The sequence below is a fragment of the Sphingopyxis sp. H073 genome, from assembly GCF_001468395.1.
Taxonomy (GTDB): Bacteria; Pseudomonadota; Alphaproteobacteria; order Sphingomonadales; family Sphingomonadaceae; genus Sphingopyxis.
Window position 1 is genome coordinate 144,886 of sequence record NZ_LNSG01000003.1, and the last position, 17,283, is coordinate 162,168.

16 protein-coding genes and 2 tRNA genes are annotated in these 17,283 nt (G+C 65.5%); 11 read left to right on the forward strand and 7 right to left on the reverse strand.

Going from position 1 to position 17,283, the window contains the following annotated elements; translation table 11 throughout:
* The first annotated feature begins 71 nt into the window (after positions 1 to 71).
* On the forward strand, positions 72 to 1,373 hold the full coding sequence (locus ATE64_RS06255; RefSeq protein WP_231729098.1) for an MFS transporter: 1,302 nt from the start codon (positions 72 to 74) through the stop codon (positions 1,371 to 1,373).
* On the opposite strand, the gene ATE64_RS06260 is transcribed toward ATE64_RS06255, so the two are convergent.
* On the reverse strand, positions 1,370 to 3,697 hold the full coding sequence (locus tag ATE64_RS06260) for a CDC48 family AAA ATPase (RefSeq protein ID WP_197410110.1): 2,328 nt from the start codon (positions 3,695 to 3,697) through the stop codon (positions 1,370 to 1,372). The genes ATE64_RS06255 and ATE64_RS06260 overlap by 4 nt on opposite strands.
* 160 nt (positions 3,698 to 3,857) lie before the next feature.
* Between ATE64_RS06260 and ATE64_RS06265 the strand changes: the two genes are divergently transcribed.
* On the forward strand, positions 3,858 to 4,736 hold the full coding sequence (locus tag ATE64_RS06265; RefSeq protein WP_058453891.1) for a LysR substrate-binding domain-containing protein: 879 nt from the start codon (positions 3,858 to 3,860) through the stop codon (positions 4,734 to 4,736).
* A 6-nt stretch (positions 4,737 to 4,742) separates the two neighbouring features.
* On the opposite strand, the gene ATE64_RS06270 is transcribed toward ATE64_RS06265, so the two are convergent.
* Both ATE64_RS06270 and ATE64_RS06275 read right to left on the reverse strand, forming a co-directional pair.
* Positions 4,743 to 5,813: an AI-2E family transporter gene (locus tag ATE64_RS06270; protein WP_231729099.1), complete on the reverse strand. Its 1,071-nt coding sequence runs from the start codon at positions 5,811 to 5,813 to the stop codon at positions 4,743 to 4,745.
* An 89-nt stretch (positions 5,814 to 5,902) separates the two neighbouring features.
* Positions 5,903 to 5,977 (reverse strand) — tRNA-Thr (locus ATE64_RS06275).
* A gap of 116 nt (positions 5,978 to 6,093) precedes the next feature.
* On the opposite strand from ATE64_RS06275, the gene ATE64_RS22320 reads away from it, so the two are divergent.
* Positions 6,094 to 6,222: a hypothetical protein gene (locus tag ATE64_RS22320; protein ID WP_269433198.1), complete on the forward strand. Its 129-nt coding sequence runs from the start codon at positions 6,094 to 6,096 to the stop codon at positions 6,220 to 6,222.
* Here the strand turns inward: ATE64_RS22320 and ATE64_RS06280 are convergent.
* On the reverse strand, positions 6,212 to 6,526 hold the full coding sequence (locus tag ATE64_RS06280; RefSeq protein WP_058453893.1) for a DUF1905 domain-containing protein: 315 nt from the start codon (positions 6,524 to 6,526) through the stop codon (positions 6,212 to 6,214). The genes ATE64_RS22320 and ATE64_RS06280 overlap by 11 nt on opposite strands.
* Before the next feature lie 5 nt (positions 6,527 to 6,531).
* The gene (locus ATE64_RS06285; protein ID WP_058453894.1) at positions 6,532 to 7,572 is read right to left on the reverse strand and encodes a peptidylprolyl isomerase; all 1,041 of its coding nucleotides are present in this window, start codon (positions 7,570 to 7,572) and stop codon (positions 6,532 to 6,534) included.
* Positions 7,573 to 7,699: 127 nt separating this feature from the next.
* Between ATE64_RS06285 and ATE64_RS06290 the strand changes: the two genes are divergently transcribed.
* A tRNA-Ser gene (locus ATE64_RS06290) sits at positions 7,700 to 7,790 on the forward strand.
* A 279-nt stretch (positions 7,791 to 8,069) separates the two neighbouring features.
* On the opposite strand, the gene ATE64_RS06295 is transcribed toward ATE64_RS06290, so the two are convergent.
* Complete coding sequence (locus tag ATE64_RS06295) at positions 8,070 to 8,759, reverse strand: Crp/Fnr family transcriptional regulator (RefSeq protein ID WP_058453895.1); 690 nt, start codon at positions 8,757 to 8,759, stop codon at positions 8,070 to 8,072.
* Positions 8,760 to 9,177: 418 nt separating this feature from the next.
* Between ATE64_RS06295 and ATE64_RS06300 the strand changes: the two genes are divergently transcribed.
* From ATE64_RS06300 to ATE64_RS06330, 7 genes are all read left to right on the forward strand, one after another.
* Positions 9,178 to 9,837, forward strand: coding sequence for a hydrolase (locus ATE64_RS06300; RefSeq protein ID WP_058453896.1), 660 nt, complete (start codon positions 9,178 to 9,180; stop codon positions 9,835 to 9,837).
* Between the two features lie 69 nt (positions 9,838 to 9,906).
* Complete coding sequence (locus ATE64_RS06305) at positions 9,907 to 10,743, forward strand: alpha/beta hydrolase (RefSeq protein WP_058453897.1); 837 nt, start codon at positions 9,907 to 9,909, stop codon at positions 10,741 to 10,743.
* Positions 10,744 to 10,766: 23 nt separating this feature from the next.
* Positions 10,767 to 11,015 (forward strand): DUF1427 family protein, encoded by a 249-nt coding sequence (locus tag ATE64_RS06310; protein ID WP_058453898.1) that lies wholly within the window; start codon positions 10,767 to 10,769, stop codon positions 11,013 to 11,015.
* Positions 11,012 to 12,943 carry an amidohydrolase gene (locus ATE64_RS06315; RefSeq protein ID WP_058453899.1) on the forward strand — a complete coding sequence of 644 codons (1,932 nt, stop codon included), beginning with the start codon at positions 11,012 to 11,014 and terminating at the stop codon, positions 12,941 to 12,943. Before ATE64_RS06310 ends, ATE64_RS06315 begins: the two co-directional genes overlap by 4 nt.
* Positions 12,944 to 12,946: 3 nt before the next feature.
* Entirely contained in the window at positions 12,947 to 13,357 is a 411-nt protein-coding gene (locus ATE64_RS06320; RefSeq protein WP_058453900.1) for a DoxX family protein, read from the forward strand.
* Positions 13,354 to 14,934, forward strand: a complete 1,581-nt coding sequence (locus ATE64_RS06325) for an MFS transporter (protein WP_058453901.1) — start codon at positions 13,354 to 13,356, stop codon at positions 14,932 to 14,934. Before ATE64_RS06320 ends, ATE64_RS06325 begins: the two co-directional genes overlap by 4 nt.
* Positions 14,934 to 16,292 carry an alginate export family protein gene (locus ATE64_RS06330; protein WP_058454141.1) on the forward strand — a complete coding sequence of 453 codons (1,359 nt, stop codon included), beginning with the start codon at positions 14,934 to 14,936 and terminating at the stop codon, positions 16,290 to 16,292. Before ATE64_RS06325 ends, ATE64_RS06330 begins: the two co-directional genes overlap by 1 nt.
* Here ATE64_RS06330 and ATE64_RS06335 read toward each other — a convergent pair.
* Positions 16,289 to 17,218, reverse strand: coding sequence for a LysR family transcriptional regulator (locus ATE64_RS06335; protein WP_058453902.1), 930 nt, complete (start codon positions 17,216 to 17,218; stop codon positions 16,289 to 16,291). The genes ATE64_RS06330 and ATE64_RS06335 overlap by 4 nt on opposite strands.
* Between the last annotated feature and the right edge of the window lie 65 nt (positions 17,219 to 17,283).

Here is a 17,283-nt window from a genome sequence, read left to right on the forward strand (position 1 = left end):
CTGGACAGAAATGCAACCCGATGTACGGGGATGGGCAACCCGCAACGAACTATGCGCAAAAAGGGGACCAAGTGACTGCCGCATCGCGATCGATTCCAGCCGACCGCATGGCCGTGCTGTTCGCGATCATGCTCGTAGCCGCCGCGGGCAATACCGCGATGCAGTCGATTCTCCCCGCTATCGGCGCCAAACTCCACATTCCCGACGTATGGGTCAGCCTGGCGTTCAGCTGGTCGGCACTACTCTGGGTGCTGACCGCACCGCATTGGGCGCGGCAATCGGACAAGCGCGGGCGCAAAGCGTTGATGGCGCTAGGGGTCATCGGCTTCTTTTCGTCGATGGCGCTGTGCGGCCTGACCTTGTGGGCAGGACTCGAGGGCTATCTGGCCGCTGGTTTCACCTTCATTGTCTTCGCAATCTTTCGCAGTCTTTATGGTGGGTTGGGATCGGCATCTCCCCCCGCGGTGCAGGCCTATGTCGCTTCGCGCACCGACCCCGAACAGCGCACGCAGGCGCTGTCGCTTGTCTCCTCCTCCTTTGGGCTGGGTACGGTGATCGGACCCGCGATCGCGCCTTTCTTCATTCTGCCCATGGTCGGCCTCGCTGGCCCCTTGCTGGTCTTCGCGCTGATCGGCCTGATCGTGCTCGTCATGCTGCGCTGGCGCCTGCCCGACGACGTGCCACGATTCGCCGCGCGCGGCGCGATTGCTTCCTACCCCCTGTCGGCGGGCCCGTCGGAACCAACGGCAGAAGAGGAAAATGAACTCGACCCCGCCGAACAGGAACCGCTTCACTGGCGCGACCGCCGCGTCCGGCCCTGGCTGCTCGCGGGCTTCTTCGGCGGTCAGGCGCAGGCGATGATGCTGGGCGTCGTCGGCTTCCTGATTCTCGACCGCCTGCACCTGCGGCTGAAACCCGATGAGGGCGCGGCGATTACCGGCATCGTACTGATGGCCGGCGCCTTCGCAACGTTGCTCGCGCAATGGGGACTGATCCCGATCCTGAAGCTGACGCCGCGGCCGACCGTGCTCGCGGGTGCCGCCCTCGCCATCCTCGGCATCTTGATGACCGGGCTCGCACAGGATCTGCACGCGATCGTCATCGGTTTCGCGTCGGCATCGCTCGGCTTTGGCCTGTTCCGTCCCGGCTTCACTGCCGGCGCGTCGCTATCGGTCCCGCGCCGCGACCAAGGCGCGGTCGCCGGCATGACCGCGTCGATCAACGGATCGGCGTATATCATCTCCCCCGCGATCGGCGTGCTGCTCTACAACTGGCACCCGATGGTCGCCTACGGGCTGATGGCGGCCTTCTGCGTCTGGCTGATGGTGTGGGGCTGGTCCGCGCTCAGGCAGGACCAGCCCGCAAACTCTTAGTCCTTCGCAGATTCGTCCGCGTGCTTTTGCTCGCGAACGGGCTTCAGCATTCCCGGCGCGAAAAAGCCGATCGGGTCGACGCTCATTGCCTGCTGCTTGATTTCGCCCTGGATCTTTTCATAATCCTTTTCCATCGCCTCGGTCACCGACGCGCGCGTGTCCTTTAACGCCGCCTCGAAGTCCTCCAGCGTGACCAGATCGCTGTTGATCGAACGTTTGAGCGCCGCGAGACCCGCGCGGCGTACCAGATCCTCCAGATCGGCGCCCGTGAAGCGATCGGCCTTTTCGGCAAGCGCCGCCAGATCGACGTCCTTCGCGAGCGGCATCCGCGACGTATGGATTTCGAGGATCCGCTTCCGCCCCTCGGCGCTCGGTACCGACACATAGATCAGTTCGTCGAGCCGTCCGGGGCGCAGCAGCGCCGGATCGATCAGGTTCGGGCGGTTCGTCGCGCCGATCACGACAACCGATTGCATTTCCTCGATCCCGTCCATCTCGGCGAGAATCGTGTTGACGACACGCTCGGTCACCTGCGGCTCGCCCGACGTGCCGCTGCCGCGCGCGGGCACCAGGCTGTCGAGTTCGTCGATGAAGATGATCGTCGGGGCCACCGCCCGCGCCCGCGCGAACAGGCGCGCGATCTGCTGCTCGCTCTCGCCATACCATTTGGACAGGAGATCGGACGACTTGATCGCGATGAAATTGGCGTCGGACTCGCGCGCCGCTGCCTTCGCAAGTAAGGTTTTGCCTGTCCCCGGTGGGCCATAGAGCAGGAAACCTTTGGCCGAGCGGATGCCGAGCCGACGGAACGCTTCGGGATGCTTCAAGGGGAGTTCGATCCCCTCGATCAGCTTGTCGCGCGCCGCGTCGAGCCCGCCGATGTCGCTCCAGCGCGTATTCGGCGCCTGCACCATCACCTCGCGCATCGCCGAGGGCTGGACGCGTTTCAGTGCGCCCAGAAAATCGTCGCGGGTCACGCGCACCTCTTCGAGCACCTCGGACGGAATCGTTCCTTCCTCAAGGTCGATCTTGGGCATGATCCGCCGCACCGCCTCGATCGCAGCCTCGCGCGTCAGCGCCGCCATGTCGGCGCCAACGAAGCCGAAGGTCGTGCGCGCCAGTTCGTCGAGGTCGACGTCGTCACCCAGCGGCATACCGCGCGTGTGAATGCCCAGTATCTCGCGCCGACCCTTCTCGTCGGGCACCCCGATCACGATTTCGCGGTCGAAGCGACCGGGACGCCGCAGCGCCTCGTCGATCGCGTCGGGGCGGTTGGTCGCGGCAATGACGACAAGGTTGGTCCGCGGTTCGAGCCCGTCCATCAGCGTCAGCAACTGCGCGACGATGCGCTTCTCGGCTTCACCGGTCACTTGTCCGCGTTTGGGCGCGATCGAATCGATCTCGTCGATGAACAGAATCGACGGCGCTGCTTTGGTCGCCTGCTCGAAAATCTCGCGCAGCCGCTTTTCGGACTCGCCATAGGCGCTGCCCATGATCTCGGGGCCGTTGATCAGGAAGAATTGCGCGTCGCTTTCGTTGGCGACAGCACGCGCAAGCCGCGTCTTGCCGGTGCCCGGCGGGCCGTGCAGCAAAACCCCGCGCGGCGGATCGACGCCGAGGCGCTGGAACAGCTCGGGGTAACGGAGCGGCAATTCGACCATCTCGCGCAGTTGGTTGATCGTGTCACCAAGCCCGCCGAGATCGTCATAAGTGACGTCGGTACGCCGAGCGTCCTGCGGCTCCTGATATTCGGCGAGCAGTTCGACCTCGGTATTCTCGTCGATATAGACGATGCCCTTGGGGTTCGCCGACACGACGATCAGGCGCACCTCGGCAAGCGCATAGGCGGGCGCGTTGAGCATCTGGCGAAGCTGCGGCGGCATGTCGCCCGCCGGAAGTCGCTGCTGCCCGGCGGTTGCCACCGTGTCGCCGGCGACGAGCGGGCGGCCGAAAAAGCTGCGTTTCAGCGCCATCGCCGAGCCTTGCAGGCGAAGATTTTCCTGCGCTGGCGCAAAGGTCACCCGCGTCGCGGGTCGCATTTCGGCACGGCTCAGCGCCACCATATCGCCGGCGCCCGCGCCCGCATTGGCGCGTTGCAGGCCATCGAGACGAATAACCTCCAGCCCCTCATCCTCGGGGTAGGGCGCGACGACCCGCGCCGCGGTGTCGCGTTTGGCGCTGATCTGGACGACATCGCCCTCGGTCAGGCCCAGTTCGGCCATCGCGGTGCGCGGGATTCGCGCGATTCCGGCGCCGCTTTCCTCGGCCCGCAACGTCGCCACCTGCAGTTTGACCTGCTTTTCCTTTATTGCCGCATCGGCCAAGGCGTATCTCCCGCAAAAAGGTCGGAATGCGCAAGATAGGGCGATCGCTCGCGATTTTCGAGCCCCGAGAGCGCGTAATATTCGAACGATACTATGCCGCACTGCACAAATTGTCTGGCATGTCCGATATCGCCATGCCATCATCCGCCGAGAGACGCACATGCCACGCCTTCCTCCCCTCAGCAGCATGGAGGCCTTTCTGGAGGTCGCCCGCCATGGCACGGTGAAAGCCGCCGCCAGCGAGCTCGGCTTGTCGATGCCCGCCCTGTCGCGGCGCATCCAGACGCTGGAACATGCCGTCGGGCGGCCGCTGTTCAACCGCCATCACCATGGTCTCCGGCTCACCGAGACGGGGCGAGAAATGCAGGATCAGCTCTCGCCGATCCTCGACGAGCTGCGCGGCGTGATCGAAAAGGCGGGCAGCCCCGACGCGTCGCTCCGCCTCCATCTCAACGTCCTGCCGCTCTTTGCACAGCAACGGCTGTTTCCGCGCCTGCCCGAACTGAGGCGCGACCATCCCGAACTGCACATCGATATCGACACCATGTCGCACGCCGAAGCGCGGCTCGGCGAAGGGATCGACGTCGCCATCGCGCTCGCCCGATCGATCGATCCCATGCTCTATGCGGCGCGCCTCGACCAGGACAAGGTGTTCCCGATCGCGGCGCGGACGCTGGCCGACGGGGGCCGCGCGATCACCGTGCCCGAACAGCTCCAGCGCCAGACGATCCTCCTCCACCGCGAAATGCCAGAAACCTTCGCCGAATGGAAAAAGGCGATCGGGATGCCCTATCTCGAGCCCGCCGGGATCGACTTCTTCGATTCAGGCCCGCTGATGCTCGAAGCGGCCGCGCAGGGGATCGGCGTCGCCTTCATGCACGGTCACCATTTCGACGACGCCCATGATCCACGCCTCGTCCGCCTCTTCGATTTCGACGTCGACAGTCCGTACAGCTATTGGTTCGTCTGCCGCCCGCGCGCGCTGCGGCAGCCGGCGGTCAAGCTGTTCCACGACTGGTTGCTGGGCGCCCGGATCTGATGGGTGTCAGGCCGACGCCTGGGACCGCATCGTCGCGGCGATATCCCATACCGCGATGAACATCGCGGCGATCACCGGCCCGATCACGATGCCGTGCAACCCGAAGATCTGCAGCCCGCCGAGCGTCGTAATGAGGACCACATAGTCGGGGATGCGCGTTTCGCGTCCGACGAGTACCGGCCGCACCACGTTGTCGACCATCCCGATCACGAACAGGCCGCAGACCACGAGCACGATGCCCTGCCAGATCGATCCCGACAGGAAAAGATAGAGCGCCATCGGCACCCACACGAGCCCGGTGCCCACCGCAGGAAGCAGCGAAGCCGCGCCCATCAGCACCCCCCACAGCAGCGCGGCCTCGATCCCCAGCGCCCAGAGGACGATACCGCCGATCAGGCCCTGCAGGATCGCGACGACGATGCTCCCTTTGATCGTCGCGCGCACCACCACGATGAACCGTTCGACCAGAAGCTGCAGATGGTCGGTCTGCAGGGGAATTGCGGCGCTGACGCGCTGCTGGATCGTCTCTCCGTCGCGAATGAGGAAGAAAGCGAGGTAGAGCATCACCATCAGCTTGACGAACAGGTCGAAAACCCCCTGCCCGATCGACAGGGCCTGGCCCAGCACCGCGCGGACCCCTGCCGCGGCGCCGCCGCCGAACATGTCTTTCACGGCGGCAATGTTGCCGATCCCGAGCCGGTCGAGCGCATCCGACAGCCATGCGGGAATTGCCGATTCGAACGCGACGAAGATTTGTTCGGGATCAAGGTTGCCCGACTGGATCCGCTGATACACCGAGGCAGCCTCGTTGAGCAGCGCGACGGTCAGCAATGCGGCGGGCAGCACGACGATCGCCAGAATCATCAGCAGCGTAAGCAGGGCCGCGCCGTTACGCCGGGCCGGCATGACGGCCAGCAGGCGGCGATAGGCGGGCTCGAACAAGATCGCGACGATCACCGCCCACAGGATCGCGGCGAAATAGGGCAGCAGAATTGCGGCGAAGGCCAGCGAGACGCCGATCAGCACGACCAGGAACGCCCAATAGCCGCTCGCCCTCGCTCCTCTGCCGTCGCTCACCACATGTCCCCTCGGTCGCCGCGCGCGGCGTACAGCAATCCTAGCCCGGGGGGCGAGCCCCGGTAAAGTCGGAAACGAAGGCGGAAAAATGGTGCTGCTGGAGAGGATTGAACTCTCGACCTCACCCTTACCAAGGGTGCGCTCTACCACTGAGCTACAGCAGCGTCCGGGGCGCCCGGGAACGCCTGTTCGCGGGGCAGGCGCGGCCTATGGCGGGGCGGCCTTCGCCTGTCAAGGTGCGAGACTTGACGCCGGGTCGATTTCCCCGCATCGCCGCCGCGTGAGCAAGCCGCCCTCCCCCGCCGACCTCGAACGCGAACGCCGCCTCGCCGAGGCGCTCCGCGCCAACCTGCGCAAACGCAAGGCGCAGGCTCGCGAAGCCAGGCCCGATACGCCGCCTAAAGACTGACGGTCACCGTCACATCGTCGCCTTCAACGATCCCTTCGGCCTTGCGCACCGCGGCCTTGACTGGCAGCAACCAGCCGCCGCTCTCCTTGTGGGGAAATACCGCTGTGCTCCAGATCGTGTCGCCGATCGTCGCGCGTACCTTGGCCGATCCGAAGCCCTTGCGGCCATCGAGCCATTGCCCGCTGATCGCCGCGAGCCTTATTCCATCGGCGACGTCGCCCGAGATAGTGACGAAAAACCACGCCGCCGGCGCGGTCGCCGACTGCCAGCGCCAAAGCCGCGTCGTGACGGTGAAATCCTCCAAGGCGGCTATTTCGCTTCGACCGGCTTCGCTTCGACCGGCCGGATCGGAATGGGAATGTTGCAGATATCTGCGCCGCCCGCCGGACGAATGAAAAAGGGATCGCGGCGGTTGGCGCGTGCGTCCGCATAGCGTCGAAAGCTTTCGCTGTCGGTCGACAGATATTCGAACCGCGGCCGTTCGGCGACAGGCAATTCCGTCGCCACGCGGATCGACATGATGGGCACCCGTTCAGCCTCGGTCTCGTAGAAACCCAGCGCGCCAGTCCCCCGGGGCAGGCTCGACAAATGCTCGATCCCGCGAACAACGCGTCCGACCAGGGCAATATTGCGGTCGAGATGGCGGGGTGCTTGCCCGATAACCACATAGAGTTCGGCACCCGACCCGGTATCGGGAGACATATTGCGGCCGACGCCGACCATGCCATAGCAGTGCAGCGGCCACCGTTGATCGGGCACCGTGCGATCGTCGAGACCGATCGGCCAACCCGATTCGAAGGTTACCCTCGGCGCATAGGCGTCGGTCGCCGGTTCGAAGCCGCTTCCGTATATGTCGAGCCCTCGGTCTCTATCCATCCTTCCTGCCCGCCGCGCCGCTTCGTCCTTGGATAGGATGATGACCGGCTTTCCGCCGCTCGTCGTCTCTTTGCTGGCGGGGTCGGAAACAACATATTCGCTCTCGGGCACCGTCACCAAATCTTGGGGCAACGGCTTCTTCTCGGTCGCGTCACCCCATTGCACGACATAATTGTCCTGCACCCGGTTGACGCTCGTCCCGTCCCACCAATGCGCGGCGGCGAGCTTGCGGATATTGCCGATCCAGCCTCGGCTGAAGGGCGCGGGCATGAGCTGGATGACGACGCGTCGCGGCTTGCCCTTCGCATCGGGGGCAAGGTCCATCACGAGCAGATCGGAAGGTGCGATGGCGATCCAATCCGTCGCAGGCGCGGCGGCCGCAATTTCGCCCGGCGACGGGATCGGCGCGGGTTCCTCGGCATAAGCGGGAAGGACGAGCGAAGCGGCGGCGGCGGCCAGAAGCAGGTGTCTCATGCGACGTGTCTGCCACGCCCAATCGGCTTGCGAAAGACCCGCCAAGCGATTAGGGCGCGCGTTCCAGTGCGAATTGGATAGCACCCGATTCACGCTCCGTGCTTCGCACGAAACGACCGGGTGCAGCGGAGCGGTGGCCGAGTGGTCGAAGGCGCTCGCCTGGAAAGTGAGTATACGTCAAAAGCGTATCGAGGGTTCGAATCCCTCCCGCTCCGCCATTCAATATCGAGTTTGTTATTTTTTCCGACATGATTCCAAAGACTGTGTTGCTGAGGGCTCGGTTGGCGAGGATCAACAAGGAGGCTGCGCCGCCAATTTCCGGCGCCGGGGAGATACCTTTGAAACGCGGGAGCAAAGCCTGGCAGTAATGGCCGTTCAGGATGGCCCCCATTATTCCCGTCGGGCACATTCTCAGTCACTTGACGTGAAAGTGCCGATGAGGTGGAGGAAACCCAGTCACTTTGACGCTAGTCCCCCGAACTGACGCCGGCGGCCAGTCAGCCTGCCATCATTTCCACCGCCGCGCGGTCGTTGATCACGACTTCGCGGCGAGATGGCAGGTCGAGCAGACCGTCGGCGCGCATTTTGGTGAGCTGGCGGCTCGTCGTCTCGATCGTCAGGCCCAATATGTCGGCGATCTGCTGGCGGCCGAAGGGCAGTTCGAACCCGGCCTGTGTGTCGGCATGACACCCCTGCCCCGATAATCGTTCCGACATCTCAAGCAGGAAGGATGCCACCTTCTCCGACGCGGACTTGCGTCCAAGCAGCATCATCCAATGCCGTGCGCGGTCGAGTTCATCGAGCGTGCGGCGGAGCAATTTCTGCTGGAGGTCGGGGTGATTGCCCGCAAACTCGTCGAAGTTGCTGCGATTGAAGATGCACACTTCCGCATCGGTCATCGCGGTGACGCTGTAGGGGCTTTCCTTGCCGAACGGGCGTCCGATGAAGTCGGACGGAAAGACCACCCCAACGATCTGCTCGCGCCCGTCCGCGGTCGACACGACGAGCTTCAGCACGCCCTCGAGGACATTCGCGACGACGGGCGCACCGTCGCCTTCCCAAAGCAGGGTCTGTCCGGCCCGTACCTTTTGCCGGCGTCCCATCTTGCCCAGTGCGGCAAGCTCCGCCGGGCTGAGGCTCGCACAAATCGCACGGTTTCGGACAACGCAGGTCGCACAATCGGTCACGGGCCCGCCTTACAGGACGCAAGCCGCTTTGCAAAGCGCGGCGGGTCGCGCCCTGGCGCTCGGGCGACGGGAATGGCGGCCCTGTCTCGACCGGACAAGGTCTCGCGCCGCCGAACGGTACATCGCGCAGTCGAGGCCGACCGATCGCCCCATGACAGATCCTCGGGTCCGGCGGCGGCGATTTGATCGTTGCGGCGATGTTGTCATACAATTATCCTGCTCGCGCCGGGATGCATCTCCCGCGACCGGATTCGGAGCTCGAACGAAAGGAGCAGGACCGCAGCACTTCGCCATCTTTTCTATTTTATAGAATAGATGGAACAATTTTATATGCCTATTTCGCATAAATGAGACTGCCTAAACCATGGCCATCCCCGGACGGTTCGGGGCCCGCGCTTTCAAACAAGGAGTTTCAGCCATGTCCATTAAAGCCACCCCGACCCCCGCCAAAGCTTTGCTCGACCCGAGCAACCACGCGCTCATCCTGATCGACTATCAGTCGCAGATGGCCTTTGCCACCAAGTCGATCGCCCCCGAACTGCTCCGCAACAATGCCGCGCTGATCGCCAATGGCGCCGCGGGCTTCAAGGTTCCGACGATCCTGACCACCGTCGCCGAAAAGAGCTTCTCCGGCCCGATGTTCAACGAGGTCACCGATCCCTTCCCCGGCCAGAAGCTGCTCGATCGCACGTCGATGAACACCTGGGAAGATGCCGGTGTGATCGAAGAGGTCAACCGCATCGGCAAGGACCGGCTCGTTTTCGCCGGCCTGTGGACCTCGGTCTGCATCGTCGGCCCGACGCTGTCGGCGCTCGAACAGGGCTATGAGGTCTATGTGATTACCGACGCGAGCGGCGACATTTCGACCGAAGCGCACGAACGAGCGGTCGAGCGTATGATCCAGGCGGGTGCGCGTCCGATGACCGCCCTTCAATATCTCCTCGAACTGCAGCGCGACTGGGCGCGCGCCGAAACCTATGACCTCACCACCGGCATCGCCCGCAAATGGGGCGGCGCCTACGGCATCGGCATCACCTATGCCAAGACGATGTTCGGCGCCTCCGAAGGCGGTCACTGAACCCCTCCCCTGCGGCCGGACTCTCGGGTCCGGCCGTTTCTTTTGAAGCGAGCCTGAAAGGACAATGTCATGAGCTACGTCACCACCAAGGACGGCACCCAAATCTTCTACAAGGATTGGGGACCGAAGGACGCCCAGCCGATCGTATTTCACCACGGCTGGCCGCTGTCAGCGGACGACTGGGACACGCAGATGCTGTTCTTCCTGGCCAACGGCTATCGGGTCGTCGCGCACGACCGGCGCGGGCACGGCCGATCGGCGCAGGTCTCGGACGGCCATGACATGGCGCATTATGCCGCGGACGCCGCGGCGGTCGTCGATCATCTCGACCTGCGCGACGCCGTCCACATCGGTCACTCGACCGGCGGCGGGCAGGTTGCCGCCTATGTCGCGCGCCACGGCCTGCCCGCGGGCCGCGTCGCCAAGGCGGTTCTGGTCAGCGCGGTGCCGCCGATCATGCTCAAGACCGAGCGCTATCAGGGCGGCCTGCCGATCGAGGTGTTCGACGGGCTGCGCGCCGGGCTCGCGGCCAATCGCGCGCAATTCTTTCGCGGCGTCGCGGCCGGTCCCTTCTACGGCTTCAACCGGCCCGGCGCGAAGGTCGACGAGGGCGTGATCGACAATTGGTGGCGCCAGGGCATGATGGGTAGCGCGAAGGCACATTACGAAGGCATCAAGGCCTTCTCCGAGACCGACCAGACCGACGACTTGAAGGCGATCACCGTGCCGACGCTCGTGCTGCATGGCGACGACGACCAGATCGTGCCCTACAAGAATGCCGGCGTGCTGCAGGCCGAAATCCTGCCCAATGCCACGCTGAAAATCTATGAGGGCTTTCCGCACGGGATGCTGACGACTCACGCCGACATCCTCAACGCCGACTTGCTGGCCTTCGTGAAGGCCTGACGCAAAGAGGGAGGACGGACATCGTGAAAATCTATCTCGTCTCGCTGGGAGCGGGATTGCTGGTTGGCGTCATCTACAGCCTGCTCGGTGTCCGTTCTCCCGCCCCGCCGATCGTTGCGCTGATCGGTCTCGGGGGTATTCTGCTCGGCGAGCAACTCGTGCCCATAGCCAAGCGCATCGCCGACCGCCCCGAACTCGCCCGCTTCGTCCGCGAAGATTGTGCCGAGCATGTTCTGGGGCCGCAGCCCGACAACAAGGATTGCCGGTCATGAACCCGCTGACCCGCCGCCAGACGCTCGCCGGCGCCGCCACCACCGCGCTTCTCACTGCAACGGAAAGTTTCGCCATGCGCCCGAAAGACCTGATCATCTTCAACGCCAAGGTCACCACCCTCGACCGCGCAAACCCGGTCGCCGAGGCGGTCGCGATCCGCGAGGGCAAGTTCCTGAGTGTCGGCAGCGAGGCCGAAGCCCGCGCGGCAGCCGGTCCCGACGCCGATATCATCGATGCAAAGGGTCGCCGCCTGATCCCCGGACTGATCGACAGCCACATCCATGTCATCCGCGGCGGGCTCAATTACAATATGGAACTGCGCTGGGACGGGGTGCCCAGCCTTGCCGATGCGATGGCGATGCTGAAACGCCAGGCCGCGAACACCCCCCCGCCGCAATGGGTTCGCGTCGTCGGCGGCTTTACCGAGCATCAGTTCGCCGAAAAGCGCCTGCCGACGTTGGACGAGATCAACGCCGCCGCGCCCGACACGCCGGTGTTCATCCTCCACCTCTACGACCGCGCGCTGCTCAATGCCGCGGCGCTGCGCGCCGTTGGCTATACGAAGGACACGCCGAACCCGCCGGGCGGCGAGATCGTTCGCGACGCCGGGGGCAACCCGACCGGTCTTCTGCTCGCCCAGCCCAACGCGACGATCCTCTATTCGACCCTCGCCAAGGGGCCGAAGCTTCCGGAAGACTATCAGGTCAATTCGACGAAGCATTTCATGCGCGAATTGAATTCGCTCGGGGTGACCAGCGTCATCGACGCGGGCGGCGGCTACCAGAATTATCCCGACGATTATGCGATCATCGAGAAGCTCCACCAGGACGGCGAGATGACGCTGCGCATTGCATACAACCTCTTCACGCAGAAGCCGAAAGAGGAACTCAAGGATTTCGCGACCTGGTCCACCAAGGTGAAACCCGGCGACGGCGACGACACCTATCGGCACAATGGCGCGGGCGAGATGCTCGTCTATTCGGCCGCCGATTTCGAGGATTTCCGTGTCGAGAGGCCCGACATGCCGCCAAACATGGAGGCCGACCTCGAACCCGTCATCCGCCTCCTCGCCGAACGCCGTTGGCCGTGGCGCCTCCACGCTACCTACGACCAGACCATTGGCCGCGCGCTCGACGTGTTCGAGAAGGTGAACCGGGACATTCCGCTCAAGGGGCTCAACTGGTTCTTCGACCATGCCGAGACGATCAGCGAGCGCAACATCGACCGCATCGCGGCATTGGGCGGCGGTATCGCGGTACAGCACCGGATGATGTTCCAGGGCGAATATTTCATCGAACGCTATGGTGCGAAAGCCGCAGAGGCGACGCCGCCGATCAAGCGGATGATGGAAGCGGGCGTACCCGTCGGCGCGGGCACCGACGCGACGCGCGTCGCGAGCTATAATCCGTGGGTCTCGTTGTCGTGGCTGGTCACCGGCAAGACGCTCGGCGGCGCGACGCTCTATCCCGTCCGCAACCGGCTCGACCGCGAGACAGCGCTGCGCCTCTGGACCGAGGCGAACACATGGTTCTCGAACGAGGTCGGCAAGAAGGGCCAGATCAAGGCCGGCCAGCTCGCCGACCTTGCGCTGCTGTCGGACGATTATTTCGGTGTCGCCGAAAGCGAGATCGTCCACCTGCGCTCGGTGCTGACCTTGCTCGGCGGCAAGGTGGTGCATGGCGAAGGCGATTATGGCCCTATCGCCCCCGCACTGCCGAAACCAATGCCCGACTGGTCGCCCGTCGCGACCTTCGGCGGCTATTATCGGCGGCCCGAAGGCGCGCAGAAGATGGCGTCGGCCTGCGGCTGCGCTTCTGCCTGCGCGGTTCACGGCCACGACCATGCCGCGGCGCTCGGCGCCAATGTGCCAGCTGCCGATGTGCAGAGCTTCTGGGGCGCGTTCGGCTGCGGCTGCTGGGCGGTCTGACCGATGGCCACCCCAGCCCCCATCGCCCGCCTGCTCGACGACAATCGCTTCGCGGTCCTCGCTGCAACGCTGCTGACGCTCCCCTATTGGACGAGCGGCATCGCCAAGCTCACCGACCTGCCCGGCGCGCTCGGCGAGGCCCGGCATTTCGGGCTCGAGCCCGCGATGCTGACCGTCGCCGCGACGATCCTCGTCCAGATCGGCGGATCGCTGCTGATCGTCGTCGGCCGCCAGGCCTGGCTCGGCGCGGGCGCGCTCGGGGTGTTCACTGCGATCGCGACGCTGATCGCGCATCCCTTCTGGCAGGTCGCCGATCCGATGGCGCGCTTTCACGATCGCAACACCTTCCTTGAGCATATCGGGCTGATCGGCGGACTGATGCTGGCCGCGATCCTGCGCGACCGAAAGGCATGACCGAGCCCGCCCAGCCCGACCAGCGCCCGCTGGCGAATCCCGTTTTCCGCGCGCTGTGGATCGCAACCGTCGTCTCGAACATCGGCACCTGGATGCACGACGTCGGCGCGGGCTGGCTGATGACCTCGCTCTCGCCCGATCCGCTGATGGTCGCGCTGGTGCAGGCCGCAACCACCTTTCCGATGTTCGTCCTCGCGCTCCCCGCCGGGGCGCTCGCCGACATCGTCGACCGCCGAAAGCTGCTGATCGGCGCCCAGCTCTTCGGCCTTGTCGCCGCGATGACGCTCGCGGCGATCACGCTCGCCGGCTTCACGACCGCGTGGATCCTGCTCGTTTTCACGGCAGCGATCGCGATGGGTGCCGCCTTTTCGGCGCCCGCCTTCCAGGCGATCGTCCCCGAACTCGTCCCGAGGCCCGCGCTGCAACAGGCAGTCGCGCTCAATTCGCTCGGGGTCAATATCGCGCGCGCGATCGGCCCCGCGCTCGGCGGGCTGATCATCGCTGCCTCGGGACCCGGCGCGGTGTTCGCCGCCAACGCGCTCTCGATCCTCGGCATATTGACGGTCCTCGCCCGCTGGCGGCGTGTTGCGCCCGATCGTCACCTCCCCGCCGAGCATATGGTCGGCGCAATGCGCGCCGGGCTCCGCTATGCGCTGCGCGCGCCGGAACTGCAGGTGGTGCTGATCCGGTCGGTCGGCTTCTTCCTCTTTGCAAGCGGGCTCTGGGCGCTGCTCCCGATCATCGCGCGGCGCGACCTCGAGCTGGGCCCGCTCGGCTATGGCGGCCTGCTTACCTTCATGGGGCTTGGCGCGATCACGGGCGCACTGGTGATGCCGAAGCTGCGCAGCAGGATGGGCGCGAATGCGATCACGCTCGCCGCTTCGATCCTGCTCGCAATCGCCATGGCCGGCCTTTCGCAAGCCGTCGCGTTCGCGGCAGCGGCGGCGGCACTCTTCGTTGCGGGCCTCGCGTGGATCGCGATGATGGCGTCGCTGAACGGCGGCGCGCAGGCAAGCTCGCCCGGATGGGTCAAGGCGCGCGCGCTCGCGATCTATCTCCTCGTTTTCCAGGGATCGATGGCGGCGGGCGCGACCTTATGGGGCTCGGTCGCCTCGGCAATCGGCGTGCCGTCAACGCTGCTCGTCGCGGCCGGTCTGCTCATCGCCGCCAGCCTGATCCTCGCCTCGCGCTTCCCGCTCGACCGCGCGAGCACGCTCGACCTTGCCCCGTCGTCGCATTGGCCCGCACCGCTCGTCGACGGCACGGTCGAACATGACAGCGGCCCGGTGCTCGTGACGATCGAATATCGCGTCGATCCGGCGAAGCTGCCCGACTTCTTCGCCGCGATTCAGGACATGCGCCGCATCCGTCGCCGCGACGGCGCGATCCACTGGGGCGTCTATGAGGATACGGCGGCACCCGGCATGGTCATCGAAACCTTTACCGTCGAAAGTTGGCTCGAGCATCTGCGCCAGCACGACCGCGTCACCAACGCCGACCGCGTGCAGCAGGAGGCGCTCTCCGCTTATCTGATCGGCGATGGCCCGCCCGTGGTGCGCCATTTCGTCACCCGTTGATGCGCCTTCTTCTGCTCCTCACCGCGCTCGCGCCCGCGACCGCCTTTGCCCAATCGGTCGAGCAGACCAATTTGCGCTATGACGAGGATTGGTCGGTGTTGCGCGATGCGCCGCGCGAGGGCTGGCGGCAGGCCAAATATGTACCGCTGGGCGAGACGGGCGATGCCTATCTGACCCTCGGCGGCGAAGCGCGGGCGCGGTTCGAGGGCTTCGACAATAATCTGTGGGGCAGCCCGCCTGCCCCCGACGACGGGTATCTCTGGCTCCGCGTCATGCCGCACGCCGATTTGCACGCCGGTCCGGCAAGCGTCTTCGTGCAGGGCATCGCGGGCCATGCGCGCGGCGTCGGCGCGGGCAAAGGCCCCGCCGACGAAACGGGGATCGACCTGCTGCAAGGGTTCGGCGACCTTCGGTTGACGCTCGGGACGGATAGCAGCCTCACGCTGCGCGGCGGGCGCGAACTGATGGCGCTGGGGTCGGAGCGGCTTGTCGGCATCCGCTATGGCCCCAACATCCCACAGGCCTTCGACGGGGTCCGAGCGATCGCGGAGCATGGCGCTTTTCGCGTCGACGCCTTCCACCTGCGCCCCGTCGCGATTGGCGGCGGCGATTTCGACGACAAGACATCCAAGACGCGCCGCCTCGACGGCATCTATACGACGCTTGCGCCCGCGAAAGGCATCGGCGTCGACGCCTATTGGCTCGGCTATGCGGATGACGGCGCGCGCTTCACCAGCCGCAGCGGACGCGAAACGCGCGATACGTTCGGCCTCCGCTTCTTCGGCAAGCGCGGCGCCCTCGGCTGGAACTGGGAGGCGATGCTTCAACGCGGCCATTTCGACGGTGACCGCATCCGCGCCTGGTCGCTCGCGACCGAAACCGCATTGAGCTTCCCGCAGGCACCGCTGGGGCCGCGGCTTCGCCTGCGCGCCAATATCGCGAGCGGCGACCGCCATCCCGCCGACGGCAAGCTCGGCACCTTCAACGCACTCTTTCCCAAGGGCAAATATTTCGGCGAACTCTCGCCGATCGGGCCGCGCAACATCGTGAACCTCCATCCCAGCGTCGATTTCGATCTGGGCAAGGGCGTTACACTCGAACTCGTCGCGGCACGGTTCTGGCGCGAAAGCCGCGGTGACGGCATTTACGACATTCCCGGCGGCCTCCTCCGACCCGCCGCGGGCAGCCGGGCGCGCCATATCGGCGATCAGGCCGAGATTTCGGTCGCTTGGCAGGCGAGCGAAACCCTGTCCTTTTCGGCCTCCCTCTCGGCCTTCCGCGCTGGCGCCTTCCTCCGCGACACCGGCCCTGCGCGCACGATCCGCATGGTCGGCGCCGAAGCGATGCTCAAGCTTTAAAGGTCGATCATCCCGGCAAGTTCGGCATCGTCGCGGCCAAGCTCGACGAACTGCTCGAGCAGCCACGACGCGGCGGGTCCCGGCGGCGTATCGCGCCGCCACACCCCCGCGAAGCGATAGGTGCCGCCCGGATGATCGGGCATCGCAAGCCGGATCAGCGTGCCCGCGACCAGATCGGCCTCGATCATCGGCAGCGGCATATTGCCCCAGCCGACGCCCTCGCGCAGCAGCGCGTGCTTGGCGCCCAGATCGGCAAGCCGCCACGTCTTGGGACTCATCACCGAATAGTCGCGTCCTTCGGTAGAGCGCGACCGGTCGGTGAGCACGAGCTGCGTGTGATCGCGCCCCGCACCGGGCGGGATACGCTCCATCCGGCCGAGCGGATGGTCGGGCGCGGCGACCGGGACCATCGGGATCGAGCCCGCCGCGATGCATTCGACGCCGTCGACCCCCGCCGCGAGCGGTCCCGAAATGCCGACGATCGCGCGGCGGTCGAGGATCATCGCGGTGATCGCCCCCAGCGCCTCGACGTGCAGGCGAAGCTGGACCGTCGGAAACTCGACCGCGAAAGCGCGCAGCACCTTGCCGAGCCGCTCGGCGGGCAGCATCACGTCGACCGCCAGATCGACCTCGGCCTCCAGCCCGTCGAGCATCCCCTTCACCTTGGCACGCAGCCCGTCGATCCCGAGCGAGATCGCGCGCGCCTCGGCGAGCAGAGCGCGCCCGGCGACGGTGAGCTGCGGCTTGCGCGTCCCCTCGCGCTCGAAGAGGATCAGGCCGAGCTGCGCCTCGAGGTTGGCGATGCCATAACTGATCACCGAAACCGCACGATTGAGCCGCCGCCCCGCCGCGGCGAAACTGCCGGTATCGACGATCGCGAGGAAGATGCGAAGCTGGTCGAGCGTCGGCGTGCCGGGGTTACTCACTTTTCTATTTCCTCGAACGTTTCAATGAAATTTATCCCACTCAAACCGCAGGATCGCAATCCCTA